Annotated in this window: 13 protein-coding genes and 1 pseudogene; 11 read left to right on the plus strand and 3 right to left on the minus strand. The window is 72.1% G+C overall.

Features of this window, described 5'->3' with window-relative positions:
- The first annotated feature begins 2 nt into the window (after positions 1 to 2).
- Positions 3 to 1,685 (plus strand): ABC-F family ATP-binding cassette domain-containing protein, encoded by a 1,683-nt coding sequence (locus ASG23_RS09270; RefSeq protein WP_056023468.1) that lies wholly within the window; start codon positions 3 to 5, stop codon positions 1,683 to 1,685.
- 3 nt (positions 1,686 to 1,688) lie between these two features.
- Here the strand turns inward: ASG23_RS09270 and ASG23_RS09275 are convergent, their stop codons facing one another.
- A complete protein-coding gene (locus ASG23_RS09275) occupies positions 1,689 to 2,285 on the minus strand; it encodes a LysE/ArgO family amino acid transporter (protein ID WP_442856814.1) in 597 nt (198 codons plus the stop codon).
- Between the two features lie 71 nt (positions 2,286 to 2,356).
- Between ASG23_RS09275 and ASG23_RS09280 the strand changes: the two genes are divergently transcribed.
- The 7 genes from ASG23_RS09280 (at position 2,357) to ASG23_RS09310 (ending at position 8,253) form a co-directional block, all read left to right on the plus strand.
- The gene (locus ASG23_RS09280) at positions 2,357 to 3,289 is read left to right on the plus strand and encodes a LysR family transcriptional regulator ArgP (protein WP_056023473.1); all 933 of its coding nucleotides are present in this window, start codon (positions 2,357 to 2,359) and stop codon (positions 3,287 to 3,289) included.
- Between the two features lie 235 nt (positions 3,290 to 3,524).
- Positions 3,525 to 3,974: a 50S ribosomal protein L13 gene (rplM, locus tag ASG23_RS09285; protein WP_055912203.1), complete on the plus strand. Its 450-nt coding sequence runs from the start codon at positions 3,525 to 3,527 to the stop codon at positions 3,972 to 3,974.
- A 38-nt stretch (positions 3,975 to 4,012) separates the two neighbouring features.
- Positions 4,013 to 4,501: a 30S ribosomal protein S9 gene (rpsI, locus tag ASG23_RS09290; RefSeq protein ID WP_056023476.1), complete on the plus strand. Its 489-nt coding sequence runs from the start codon at positions 4,013 to 4,015 to the stop codon at positions 4,499 to 4,501.
- A gap of 136 nt (positions 4,502 to 4,637) precedes the next feature.
- On the plus strand, positions 4,638 to 5,987 hold the full coding sequence (gene glmM / locus ASG23_RS09295) for a phosphoglucosamine mutase (protein ID WP_056023479.1): 1,350 nt from the start codon (positions 4,638 to 4,640) through the stop codon (positions 5,985 to 5,987).
- Entirely contained in the window at positions 5,987 to 6,652 is a 666-nt protein-coding gene (locus tag ASG23_RS09300; protein WP_200941555.1) for a peptide deformylase, read from the plus strand. Before glmM ends, ASG23_RS09300 begins: the two co-directional genes overlap by 1 nt.
- Positions 6,653 to 6,819: 167 nt before the next feature.
- Positions 6,820 to 7,518, plus strand: coding sequence for a DedA family protein (locus ASG23_RS09305; protein ID WP_235520984.1), 699 nt, complete (start codon positions 6,820 to 6,822; stop codon positions 7,516 to 7,518).
- A gap of 138 nt (positions 7,519 to 7,656) precedes the next feature.
- Positions 7,657 to 8,253 (plus strand): hypothetical protein, encoded by a 597-nt coding sequence (locus ASG23_RS09310; RefSeq protein WP_056023482.1) that lies wholly within the window; start codon positions 7,657 to 7,659, stop codon positions 8,251 to 8,253.
- A gap of 12 nt (positions 8,254 to 8,265) precedes the next feature.
- On the opposite strand, the gene coaA is transcribed toward ASG23_RS09310, so the two are convergent.
- Together coaA and ASG23_RS20530 are read right to left on the minus strand one after the other, a co-directional pair.
- The gene (gene coaA / locus ASG23_RS20525) at positions 8,266 to 9,228 is read right to left on the minus strand and encodes a type I pantothenate kinase (protein ID WP_056024505.1); all 963 of its coding nucleotides are present in this window, start codon (positions 9,226 to 9,228) and stop codon (positions 8,266 to 8,268) included.
- Positions 9,229 to 9,357: 129 nt separating this feature from the next.
- A pseudogene (locus ASG23_RS20530) lies at positions 9,358 to 9,849 on the minus strand (TetR/AcrR family transcriptional regulator); the annotation flags it as partial.
- Positions 9,850 to 9,925: 76 nt separating this feature from the next.
- Here ASG23_RS20530 and ASG23_RS19515 point away from each other — a divergent pair.
- The 3 genes from ASG23_RS19515 to ASG23_RS09330 are packed head-to-tail and all read left to right on the plus strand — an operon-like array spanning position 9,926 to position 12,769.
- Positions 9,926 to 10,528 carry a YbhB/YbcL family Raf kinase inhibitor-like protein gene (locus ASG23_RS19515; RefSeq protein WP_162242681.1) on the plus strand — a complete coding sequence of 201 codons (603 nt, stop codon included), beginning with the start codon at positions 9,926 to 9,928 and terminating at the stop codon, positions 10,526 to 10,528.
- Positions 10,529 to 10,562: 34 nt separating this feature from the next.
- Complete coding sequence (gene glmS, locus ASG23_RS09325) at positions 10,563 to 12,419, plus strand: glutamine--fructose-6-phosphate transaminase (isomerizing) (RefSeq protein WP_056023488.1); 1,857 nt, start codon at positions 10,563 to 10,565, stop codon at positions 12,417 to 12,419.
- Positions 12,416 to 12,769 (plus strand): holo-ACP synthase, encoded by a 354-nt coding sequence (locus tag ASG23_RS09330; RefSeq protein WP_056023491.1) that lies wholly within the window; start codon positions 12,416 to 12,418, stop codon positions 12,767 to 12,769. The genes glmS and ASG23_RS09330 overlap by 4 nt, the downstream gene beginning before the upstream one ends.
- Position 12,770: the final 1 nt, after the last annotated feature.

A 12,770-nucleotide genomic window follows, 5' to 3' on the forward strand; every position in this document is an offset into this window, starting at 1 on the left:
GCATGGGCCACCTCGACATCGGCGGCATCGGGTACTTCCTGCCCGACGGACGTCCCCTCCTCGACGACGTGTCGTTCCGCGTCGGTGACGGTGCGCGCGTCGCGCTCGTCGGGCCCAACGGCGCCGGCAAGACGACGCTGCTGAGGATCGTCGCCGGGGACGAGGCACCGCACGCCGGGTCCGTCGGGCGCAGCGGTGGGCTGGGGATCATGCGGCAGGACATCGGTCGCATCGACGACGACCGGTCGATCCGGGACCTGCTGGCGTCGCTGGCGTCACCGGCCGTCCGGGACGCCGCTGTCGAGCTCGCCGGCGCAGAGCTGGCGATCATGGAGGTCGACGACGAGCCGGCGCAGATGCGGTACGCGCAGGCGCTCGTCGACTGGGCGGACGTCGGTGGGTACGAGGCGGAGGCGGGCTGGGACCGCGTCACGGACGCCGTGCTGTCCGTCCCGTTCGACGCCGCCCAGCACCGCGAGGTGCGCACGTTGTCCGGCGGCGAGCAGAAGCGGCTCGTCCTGGAGGCGCTGCTGCGCGGACCCGACGAGGTGCTGCTGCTCGACGAGCCCGACAACGCCCTGGACGTCCCGACCAAGCGATGGCTCGAGGACAAGCTGCGGGCGTCGAACAAGACGGTGCTCTTCGTGAGCCACGACCGCGAGATGCTCGCCCGGGTGGCGACGCAGGTGGCGACCCTCGAGCCCGGTATCAACGGCGCGGCGGTCTGGGTGCACGGCGGCGGGTTCGCGACGTACCACCAGGCGCGCGAGGACCGGCGCTCGCGGCTGGAGGAGCTGCTGCGGCGCTGGGAGGAGGAGCACGCGAAGCTCAAGGAGCTGGTGCTGACCCTCAAGACGAAGGCGGCGTTCAACGACGGGCTCGCGTCGCGGTACTCCGCCGCGCAGACCCGGCTGCGCAAGTTCGAGGAGGCGGGTCCGCCGACGCTGCTCGCGCGTGAGCAGAACGTCAAAGTGCGGCTGCGCGGCGGTCGGACCGCCAAGCGTGCGGTCGTCGCCACCGGCCTGGAGCTCACCGGCCTCATGAAGCCGTTCGACCTCGAGGTCTGGTTCGGCGAGCGCGTCGCGGTGCTGGGATCCAACGGGTCCGGCAAGTCGCACTTCCTGCGGCTCCTGGCGGCCGGAGGCAGCGATCCGGGGCCCGAGCACGAGCCCGCCGACGACATCCCGGTGGCGCCCGTGCAGCACACCGGCAGGGTCGTCCTCGGTCCTCGGGTGCGGCCGGGCTGGTTCGCCCAGAACCACGGACACCCCGAGCTCGTCGGCCGGACGCTGCTGGAGATCCTGCACCGTGGCGAGGGGCACCGCGCAGGGCTCGGCCGGGAGCAGGCCAGCAAGGCGCTCGACCGGTACGAGCTGGTCGCCGCGGCAGAGCAGCGGTACGAGACGCTCTCCGGGGGTCAGCAGGCGCGTCTGCAGATCCTCCTGCTCGAGCTCGGGGGCGCGACGCTGCTGCTGCTCGACGAGCCGACCGACAACCTCGACCTGCACTCGGCGGAAGCGCTCGAGACTGGGTTGGCCGCGTTCGAGGGCACGGTGCTGGCGGTCACGCACGACCGCTGGTTCACCCGCACCTTCGACCGGTACCTGGTGTTCGGAGCGGACGGGGAGGTCGTCGAGACCCCGGAGCCGGTCTGGGACGCCGGGCGCGTCGACCGCGTGCGCTGATCCTCAGACCAGCAGCAGGACGGCGAGCGTCGCCATCACCACCGCGATGACGACGTCGAGCACCTGCCAGGCGCGCGGACGGGCGAACACCGGGCGGAGGCGGGCGGCGCCGAACCCGAGCGCGCTGAACCACGCGATGCTCGCGGCGACCGCCCCGGCGCCGAACGCCCACGCTCCCGGGTCGTGCTGATGGGCCAGCGAGCCCAGCAGCACCACCGTGTCCAGGTAGACGTGCGGGTTGAGGAACGTCAGGGCCAGGCAGGTGGTGACCACCGCGCCCAACGCCGCCGGCCCGTCGGCAGCCGGGTCGAGGCGTTCCGGGCGCCGGGCGCGCAGCGCGGCACCCACGGCCAGCGCCAGCAGGAACGCGGCGCCCGCGTACTTCGTCACGGTGAGCACGACGGGGTGCTCCGTGACGAGCGCGCCGAGCCCGGCGATCCCGGCGGCGACGAGGAGAGCGTCGGCGGCCGCGCAGATCGCCACCACCGGCAGCACGTGCTCGCCTCGGATCCCCTGACGCAGCACGAAGGCGTTCTGGGCCCCGATCGCGATGATGAGGCCCAGGGCGCTGAGGAAGCCCGTGAGGGCGATGGCTGGCACAGGCACGACGCTAGGCCGCGCGTACGCCGAAGACCAGTTCATGATTCTCTAGAACCATTAGGATCATTCATGTGGCCTTCGATGTGGATCAGCTGAGCGCCCTCGCGGCCGTCGTGCACGAGGGCAGCTTCGACGCAGCCGCGCAGCGTCTGCACGTCACCCCGTCGGCGGTCAGCCAGCGCATCAAGGCGCTCGAGCAGCAGGTGGGACGCGTGCTCGTGCTCCGGACGCGCCCCTGCCGCCCGACCGACGACGGCGAGGTGCTGGTCCGGCTGGCGGGCCAGATGGAGCTGCTCGGCCGGGACGCGATGGCGCAGCTGGTGCCCGCTCCGGGCGGGTCGCGGGCCGCACCGTCCACGCGCCGGCTGCCCGTCGCCGTGAACGACGACTCGATGTCGACGTGGTTCCCCGCGGCGGTCGCGGACCTCCCGCCGGACGTCCTGCTGGACCTGCGGCGCGAGGACCAGGAGCTGTCCGCCGACCTGCTGCGGGACGGCACGGTGATGGCGGCGGTGACCGCCGACCCCCGTGCCGTGCAGGGCTGCCGGGTCCGACGCCTGGGCGCGATGCGCTACCTGGCCGTCGCGGCACCTGCCCGTCGGGATCGCTGGTTCGCCGACGGGCTGGGTGCCGAGGTCTTCGCCGCGGCACCGCTGCTGGCCTTCAACAGGGAGGACGGCCTGCAGGAACGCTTCGTGGCGTCCGTCGTGGGGCGCCGCACGGTGACTCCGCACGTCCACTACGTGCCGTCGCAGTCCGCGTTCGTCGGGCTCGTCGAGGCGGGGCTCGGGTGGGGGATGGTGCCGGAGGTCGCGGCGGCCGAGCGGATCGCGGCGGGAGCGCTGGTCGAGATCCGGGCCGGGCGCCACCTCGACGTGCCGCTGTACTGGCAGCACTGGGCGCTGCGCACCCCGACCCTCGACGACCTCACGGAGCGCGTGGTGCGAGCCGCGTCGGCAGCTCTGCGGCCCGTCCGTCGGCACGGGCCGCCCTCCGCGGGGTGAGCGCGACTTCCGCGTTTTGACCCCTCGGTCCAGCGCCAGGTAATCTAGTGACTCGTTGTGCGTCCCCGTTCCGGCGGCTGCAAGTGCCCTCTCAGCACTCAGCACCGAGCCAGAACGGCAGGGCCGGTGCGTTCCCGCTCGCCGCCTGGATGCCGACGAGAGCATTCATCGGCGGACCCGCACCCTGTGGAGTCCCGCCGCGACAAGATTCGCAACGAAACGAAGGCTGACGACCGTGCGCACGTACACCCCGAAGCCCGGCGACGTCGAGCGGACCTGGCACATCATCGACGCGAACGATGTCGTCCTGGGTCGCCTGGCCACACATGTGGCCACGTTGCTGCGCGGCAAGCACAAGGCAACCTTTGCTCCCCACGTCGACGGCGGTGACTTCGTCATCGTCATCAACGCGAGCAAGGTGGCACTGACCGGCAACAAGCGCGAGAACAAGCTCGCGTACCGCCACTCCGGATACCCGGGTGGCCTGCGCGCCGTGGCCTACTCCGACCTCCTGGAGAAGCACCCCGAGCGCGCGATCGAGAAGGCTGTCCGCGGCATGCTCCCCAAGAGCTCGCTCGCGCGTCAGCAGCTCACCAAGCTCAAGGTCTACGCCGGTGCGGAGCACCCGCACGCGGCGCAGCAGCCGAAGCCCTTCGAGATCACCCAGGTCTCTCAGCAGGCGTGAGCCGGCTGAGTACAGAGAACAAGGACGCGAGGACACCAGTGGCAGAGACCACGGTCGACATCGACCTCGAGGGCGATGACACCCCCACCAGCTACACCTCCGAGACGGTGGCCCCGACGGGCCGCGGTCAGAGCATCACGGCACCCGCGAACGCCCTGGGCCGTCGCAAGGAGGCCATCGCGCGCGTGCGCCTGGTCCCCGGCACCGGTCAGTGGAAGGTCAACGGGCGGACGCTCGAGGACTACTTCCCGAACAAGGTGCACCAGCAGCTCGTGAACTCCCCGTTCAAGCTGGTCGACGTCGAGGGTCGTTTCGACGTCGTCGCCCGCATCACCGGCGGTGGCGTGAGCGGCCAGGCGGGCGCGCTGCGCCTGGGCATCGCCCGTGCGCTGAACTCGATCGACGAGGAGCACAACCGCCCGGCCCTGAAGAAGGCCGGCTTCCTGACCCGCGACGCCCGCGTCGTGGAGCGCAAGAAGGCCGGTCTCAAGAAGGCCCGCAAGGCTCCGCAGTACTCGAAGCGCTGATCGACGCCCTTCGGCCCGATGGCCCTGCCGGTCTCACGACCAGCGGGGCCATCGGCATCTCTGCAACCATCGACAACGCGCGAGACGTGGACGGCGCCGATCGTGGCGCCCCCCGCGACGACGAAGGAGTCTGACCATGGGCCGACTGTTCGGTACCGACGGCGTGCGCGGGCTCGCCAACCGCGACGTGACCGCCGAGCTGGCGCTCGACCTCTCGGTCGCCGCGGCGCACGTCCTCGGCTCGCTCGGCCAGTTCGAGGGGCACCGGCCGCGCGCGATCGTCGGGCGTGACAGCCGCGCGTCAGGGGAGTTCCTCGCCGCGGCCGTAGCCGCAGGCCTGGCCTCGGCAGGCGTCGACGTCAACAACGTGGGCGTGCTGCCGACGCCCGCGGTGGCCTACCTGACCGCCGAGCTCGGCGTCGACATCGGGGTGGTGCTCTCCGCGTCGCACAACCCGATGCCCGACAACGGCATCAAGTTCCTGGCGCGCGGCGGGCACAAGCTCGACGACGAGCTGGAGGCCGCCATCGAGGCGCGCATGGGCGAGGACTGGGAACGTCCGCTCGGCGGAGACGTCGGTCGCATCCGCGTCGACACAGGACGGGCGGGCGAGCAGTACGTCGAGCACCTCGTCGGCACCATCGACGTGCCGCTGTCGGGGCTGCGCATCGCGGTCGACTGCGCGAACGGTGCCGCGAGCGACGTCGGTCCCGCGACGCTGCGGGCGGCCGGCGCCGACGTCGTCGTCATCAACGCCTCGCCCGACGGGCGCAACATCAACGAGAAGTGCGGCTCGACCCACCCCGAGCAGCTGCAGGCCGCCGTCGTGGCCTCGGAGGCGGACCTCGGGGTCGCCTTCGACGGGGACGCCGACCGGTGCCTCGCCGTCGACGCCTCGGGTGTCCTCGTGGACGGCGACCAGATCATGGGGATCCTCGCGATCGCGATGCGCGACCGCGGCGACCTCGTCGCCGACACCCTGGTCACCACCGTCATGAGCAACCTCGGCCTGAAGATCGCGATGACCGAGGCCGGGATCGAGACGATCGAGACCGCGGTCGGTGACCGATACGTGCTCGAGGCGATGCGTTCCGGGGGGTACTCCCTCGGAGGCGAGCAGTCCGGGCACATCATCATGGCGGCGCACGCGACCACCGGCGACGGGGTCCTCACCGCGCTGCAGCTGGCCGCGCGCCTGGCCGCGACCGGGTCGACGATGGCCGACCTCGCAGGCGTTGTCCGTCGGCTGCCGCAGACCCTCGTCAACGTGCCGGGCGTCGACAAGCGCCGTGCGGCGTCGGACGAGTCGCTGCAGGACGCGGTGCGGTCGGCGGAGTCCGGCCTGGGCCGCACCGGACGGGTGCTCCTGCGGTCGTCGGGCACCGAGGACCTGGTCCGGGTCATGGTGGAGGCGGGGACGCAGGCGGAGGCGGACCGGGTGGCTCACGAGCTGGCCGACGTCGTCCTGCACCGGCTGGCGCTGTAGTGCCGTCCGGGCCCCAGTGGGACCAGGCGCTGCGTGACGTGGCGCTCTGGATCATCGAGGCCGGCACGCGCTCTGCTGACGGTGTCGCGCCCATCGTCCAGGCGGGGCACCCGGCACTTCGAGCCGTGGCGACTCCGTACGAGGGCCAGCTGTCGGACGAGGAGCTGGCGGCGCTCCTCGACGTGATGCACCGGACGATGCTGGCCGCTCCGGGCGTCGGGCTGGCCGCGCCGCAGCTGGGGCTCCCGGTGGCGCTCGCGGTGCTCGAGGACCCGGGTACCGCCTCCGACGAGCACGCGCAGGTCCGGGAGCGTGAGCCGCTGCCGTACCGGGTGCTCGTGAACCCCCGGTACACCCCGGTCGGCGACGAGCGGGTCGGCTTCTACGAGGGGTGCCTCAGCGTCGTCGGCTACCAGGCCGTCGTCCCGCGCGCGCGTCACGTGCACCTGACGGCCACGGACGAACGGGGGGACGTCGTCGACGAGATCGTGGGCGGCTGGTCCGCGCGGATCGTCCAGCACGAGACCGACCACCTCGCCGGGACCCTGTACCTGGACCGCGCCGAGCTGCGCTCGCTCGCGGCGACCGACGAGCTGGGCGGGCGGTGGGCGGCGGAGCCGAAGCCGGCTGCTGCAGCCCGCGCGCTCGGCTTCTCGCTGGACTGAGGGAGCCCCCGTCGGGGGAGCCGGGGTCCGACCCTGGGATGATTCGGGGCGGCACCAGGGATGAACCGGGGGTCACCCCTATGTCATCCGGGCGGTACCGCGACTTACCGTGGAGCCATGACACCGGCCGGATCGCCGTCGGTGCACGACGCAGGAGCTGATGTCACGTGCTGGAGGGGTGGGCCCTGGCCCTCGTAGGTTCCCCGTGGATCTTCGTCGTGCTCTACACGTTCGCCACCATCGACGGTTTCTTCCCGCCGATCCCCAGCGAGTCGATCGTCATCGCGGTGTCCGCTGTCGCCATGGCCGAGGGCTCGCCCAACCTCGCGCTGATCATGCTCGTCGCCGCCGCAGGCGCGTGGACCGGGGACCAGATCGCGTACCAGATCGGCACCAAGGTGAAGGTGCGCGAGCTGCGCGTCCTGCGGTCGCCGAGGGGGCAGGCGGCCGTCGACTGGGCGGAGACCGCGCTGGCGAACCGTGGGGCGGCGTTCATCATCGCCGCCCGCTACATCCCGATCGGGCGCGTCGCGGTGAACATGACCGCGGGCGCGGTGGGCTACAGCCGGCGCCGCTTCATGGGGCTCACCGCGATCGCAGCCGTCACCTGGGCCTGCTACTCGGCGCTCATCGGGATCGGTGCCGGTGCCTGGCTCCACGACCACACGCTCGTCGCGGTCGCGGTCGGCGTCGTCGGTGGGCTGGCGATCGGGCTGGTCATCGACTGGGTGCTGCGCAAGCTCACTCACCACCGCCCGGCCCGTGCGGACAGCGCACCGGCGCTGCTGGCCGACGAGCCGGACAGCCCCCCGGCACTGCCGACTGCTCCGGTCACAGGACGCTCACGATCCGACCCCGCTGCCTAACGATCCGGTATCACTGCGTCATTTCGCCCATGACTGTGCTTACTCTCTGACCGTGTCGACGTCGGCGTCGGCGCTCCCGTGCCTGATCACACCCCCGGGGGTGTCCGCGGGCATGGGCGGAGGCAGACAGGGGGCGAGATGGACGCGCGCGCGAGGTGGGCCGTCTGCCTCGCGCTGCCTGCGGCACTCCTGCTGGGCCTCGCCGCGTGCAGCGCCCCCGGTGAGCGGGCGCAGGACACCCCCACCGCAGTCGTCGTCGGCGCCGCCGACTGCCTCTCGTCGCAGGTCCTCGCAGATCTGGGCCTCGTGGCGGCCGGTGCGCCCAGTGGAGCTGGCTCCCCACACGCGGACGCCCCCGAGGCGGGCCGCGTGCCGGACGGCTTCCTGCCCGTCAGCGTGGTCGTGTGCGCCCCGGGGGGCACCCTGCAGGACTCGTCCGGGACGTGGGTGGCGCTGACGGCGAGCCGACGGGAGGGCGACCTGGACCCGCTCGTCGCGGCGCTGCGCCGGCCGTCCGCACCGCGCGGCGGGACGTGCAGCACCGCTGCCGTCGAGGCGCCGTCCCTCTGGCTCGTCGACGCCCTCGGTCGTGCGGTCCGTCCGGTGTGGCCGACGGACCGCTGCGGCTCCCCGCAGCAGGCGGTGTCGACCGCTCTGGACGCCCTCGAGGAGACGGACAGCGAGCAGTACCCGGTCCGGCTCGTGGTCCCGGCCGAGCCGACGGCGCAGCGCTGAGCGCCCTGAGCACTACAGCTTGCGCAGCCGGACCCTTTCCACCGCGTGGTCGCTGTCCTTGGTCAGCACGAGGGTGGCCCGGCTGCGGGTGGGCAGGATGTTCTGCACCAGGTTGGGCTCGTTGATCGAGTCCCAGATCCGTTCGGCTCGCTCCACCGCCTCGTCGTCGGTGAGCGCGGCGTACCGGTGGAAGTACGACTCGGGCCGTGCGAACGCGGTCTGCCGCAGCGCGAGGAAGCGGTCGACGTACCAGCGGCGGACGTCGCTCGTGCGAGCGTCGACGTAGATCGAGAAGTCGAAGAAGTCGCTCACCGCCAGGTTCGACGTGCCCTCGGCGGTCGGCCGGGCGGGCTGGAGCACGTTGAGGCCCTCGACGATGAGCACGTCGGGGCGATTCACCACGATCTCGCGGCCCGGGAGGATGTCGTAGGTCAGGTGGTCGTACACGGGGACCCTGACCTCCGGGCGCCCTGCTTTCACCTTGGACACGAAGCGGAGCAGGGACCGGCGGTCGTACGACTCGGGGAAGCCCTTGCGGTCCATCAGCCCGCGGCGCTCGAGCTCGGCGTTGGGGTAGAGGAAGCCGTCGGTGGTGATCAGCTGGACCCGGGGCGTCGCGGGCCACCGCGCCAGCAGCTCGCGCAGGAGCCGCGCGGTGGTCGACTTGCCGACGGCGACGGAGCCTGCGACGCCGATCACGAACGGGGTACCGCCGACGTCCTCGCGCAGGAACGTGCTCGACGCGGCGTGCAGCCCGCGGGTCGCCTCGATGTGCAGGTCGAGCAGCCGGGAGATCGGGCGGTAGATGGCGTCGACCTCGGCCAGGTCGATCGGGTCCCCGAGGCCCGCGAGGCGCTCGACGTCGGCGTCGGTGAGCGGGAGCGGGGTCGACGCGGAGAGGCGGGTCCAGGCGGCGCGGTCGAGGTCGACGTAGGGCGACGCCGGCGTGATCGCGCTGGGCCGAGGCGCCTGCACGTCCGACGTCGGCGCGGGGTCGGCGGTGGTGGGAGCGCCGAACCCGACGAGGACCGCGCGCACCCCGGCGTCGAACTCCCGGCGGGCGGCAGGTCCGGCGGAGCCGCTCAGGTCGGGCTGCAGGATCTCGGTCATGACCCACCCGTGGACCTGCGACCAGATGCTGCGGGCGATCGTCTCGGTGTCCCCGGTCAGCTCGCCTCGGTCGACGGCGTCCTGCGTCCGCGCGATGTGGTCGTCGAGAGAGAGCCCCCCTCGCTGCGCCGCGGCGTCGGTGGCATCGCCGGCCGTGATGCTGGGCGCGAACATCACCGTGTACTCCAGCGGGTGGGCGAGGGCCCAGTCCCGGTACGCGTGGGCGCCGCGGAGCAGCCTGTCGATGCCGTGCAGCGTGTCGGTCGGTGCCAACGCCTCGTCGAGCCCGGCGAACGCCTCCATGATCGCCGCGTCGACGAGGGCGGACTTGCTGCCGAAGTGGGTGTACACCCCGATGGTCGAGCAGCCCGCCAGCGCGGCGACCCGGCGCACGGTGAGCGCCGCCGGCCCCTCGGTGCCGAGGATCTTGACGGTCTCGGCCAGGATCCGGTCGCGCAGGTGCGGCGTTGACGTCGCTGTGGTCACATCACTACGTTATGGCCATAACAACGTTATTCTGCGTCGGGGATCTGCCGGCGCGGGCGATGCACGGGGAGGCGACATGGCGCGCAGGGTCCGGGACGAGCGACGACGCGGTGGCCGAGGTGCGCCGGCGGGGATCGCGGCCGTGGCCGTGACCGTGGCCGTCGTGCTGGCGGGATGCTCGACCGGCAGCGCCGCGTCGGACCCGCCGGAGTCGGCGCACCCCGGCCTGGTCCTGACCAGCCCCGACCTCGACGACACGGGTGCGCTCCCCGCCTGGGCGTCGGGGGTGTACGGGACCACCTGCGCCGGGGAGAACCGGTCGCCGGCACTCGCCTGGGACGGGGTACCCGACGGGACGCGGTCGTTCGTCGTGACGTTCACCGATCCCGCGCACCCGAGCTATGTGCACTGGGTCGTCACCGGCATCGACCCGTCCGCGACGGGGCTGGAGCCTGCTGACGCCGGGATGGTCGACGGCGGGATCGTCGGGGACAGCTTCCGTGGCAGCGGGACCTACTCCGGACCGTGCGTCGAGGGAAACTCCTACGTCTACACGGTGTTCGCGCTCGACGACGAGGTCACCGGCACGGCGCGGACCACGCTGGGCGATGCGCACGCGCTCATGGAGGGGCACATCCTGGACCAGGCGGAGCTCGTGGTGAAGCCGGCGGCGCCGTGAGGGGGGTCCGTGGGCGCCGTCTACACTCGCCGTCATGTGTGGAATCGTCGGCTACGTCGGTAGCCAGGTAGCCAGCGACCGCCCCCTGGACGTGGTGATGGAGGGACTGCGACGCCTCGAGTACCGGGGATACGACTCGGCGGGCGTCGCGCTCGTCAGTCCCACCGGGACCCTGGCGACCGCGAAGAAGGCCGGCAAGCTGGCGAACCTCGTCGAGGAGCTGGACCTGCATCCGCTGCCGGAGTCGACGGCGGCCATCGGGCACACGCGGTGGGCCACCCACGGCGGGCCGACGGACGTGAACGCGCACCCGCACGTCGCCGGCAAGCTCGCCGTGATCCACAACGGCATCGTCGAGAACTTCGCCATCCTCAAGGCGGGCCTCGAGGCCGACGGCGTCCGATTCACGTCCCAGACCGACACCGAGGTCGCTGCGCAGCTCATCGCGCGCGCCTACGAGACGACCGGAGACCTGACGGCCGCGATGGCGGCGGTCGCGCGAACGCTGCACGGCACGTTCACGCTGCTGGCCGTCCACGAGGACGCCCCCGACGTCGTCGTCGGCGCGCGGCACGACTCGCCGCTCGTCGTCGGCATCGGCGACGGCGAGAACTTCCTGGGGTCGGACGTCGCGGCGTTCATCTCGCACACACGCGAGGCGCTCGAGCTGGGCCAGGACCAGGTGGTGACCATCACCCCCGACTCCGTCACCGTCACGGACTTCGACGGCCGTCCCGCGCAGGCGCGTCGCTACTCGGTCGACTGGGACGCCGCGGCGGCCGAGAAGGGCGGCTACGCGTCCTTCATGGACAAGGAGATCCACGACCAGCCGCACGCCGTCGCCGACACGTTGCTCGGCCGGACCGACGCCCACGGTCGGCTCGTGCTCGACGAGATCCGGATCGACGAGTCCGTGCTGCGGTCGGTCGACAAGATCATCGTCGTCGCCTGCGGCACCGCCGCGTACGCCGGCCACGTCGCCAAGTACGCGATCGAGCACTGGTGCCGGATCCCCGTCGAAGTCGAGCTGGCCCACGAGTTCCGCTACCGCGACCCGGTGGTCAACGAGCGCACGCTCGTCGTGGCGGTGTCCCAGTCGGGCGAGACGATGGACACGCTCATGGCCGTCCGGCACGCGCGGGAGCAGGGTGCCAAGGTGCTCGCCCTGGTGAACACCCACGGCTCGACCATCCCGCGCGAGGCCGACGCTGTGCTCTACACGCACGCCGGGCCCGAGATCGCCGTGGCGTCCACCAAGGCGTTCCTCGCCCAGATCACCGCCGCGTACCTGCTCGGCCTGTACCTCGCGCAGCTGCGCGGCAACAAGTACGCCGACGAGGTCTCCGCGATCCTCTCCGAGCTGCGCGCCATGCCGGACAAGATCCAGCAGGTGCTCGACCGTGCCGACCGGGTCCGCGAGACGGCGCGGTCCATGGTGGACACGAAGTCCGTGCTGTTCCTCGGCCGGCACGTCGGGTTTCCCGTGGCCATGGAGGGCGCGCTCAAGCTCAAGGAGCTCGCCTACATCCACGCCGAGGGGTTCGCCGCGGGGGAGCTGAAGCACGGCCCGATCGCGCTCATCGAAGAGGGGCAGGCGGTGTTCGTCATCGTGCCGTCGCCGCGTGGACGCGACTCGCTGCACTCGAAGGTCGTCTCCAACATCCAGGAGATCCGCGCCCGTGGTGCGCGCACCATGGTGATCGCGGAGGACGGCGACGTGGACGTGCTGCCGTACGCCGACGAGGTGTTCTACGTGCCGCAGTCGCCCACGCTGCTGGCCCCGCTGCTGGCCGTGGTCCCGCTCCAGATCTTCGCGTGCGAGCTGGCGACCGCCAAGGGTCTGGACGTCGACCAGCCGCGCAACCTGGCGAAGTCGGTCACGGTCGAGTGATCGTCGGCGTCGGGATCGACGTCGTCGACGTCGCGCGCTTCGTCGACACCCTGCACCGGGTGCCGGCGCTGCGGACGCGGCTGTTCACGCCCGAGGAACGGGAGATGCCCGAGACCTCCTTGGCCGCGCGGTTCGCGGCCAAGGAGGCCATCGCCAAGGCGCTCGGTGCGCCTGCGGGGATGAGCTGGCAGGACGCGACCGTGCGCCGCGTCGCCGGTGCGCAGCCGGTGGTCGAAGTCGTCGGCACCGTCGCCGCCGCAGCAGCCGCGGCCGGCGTCGACCGCTTCCACCTGTCCATCTCCCACGACGCCGGCATCGCGTCCGCCGTCGTGATCGCCGAACGCGACTGAG

The sequence above is a fragment of the Cellulomonas sp. Leaf395 genome (genome assembly GCF_001424125.1).
Taxonomy (GTDB): domain Bacteria; phylum Actinomycetota; class Actinomycetes; order Actinomycetales; family Cellulomonadaceae; genus Cellulomonas.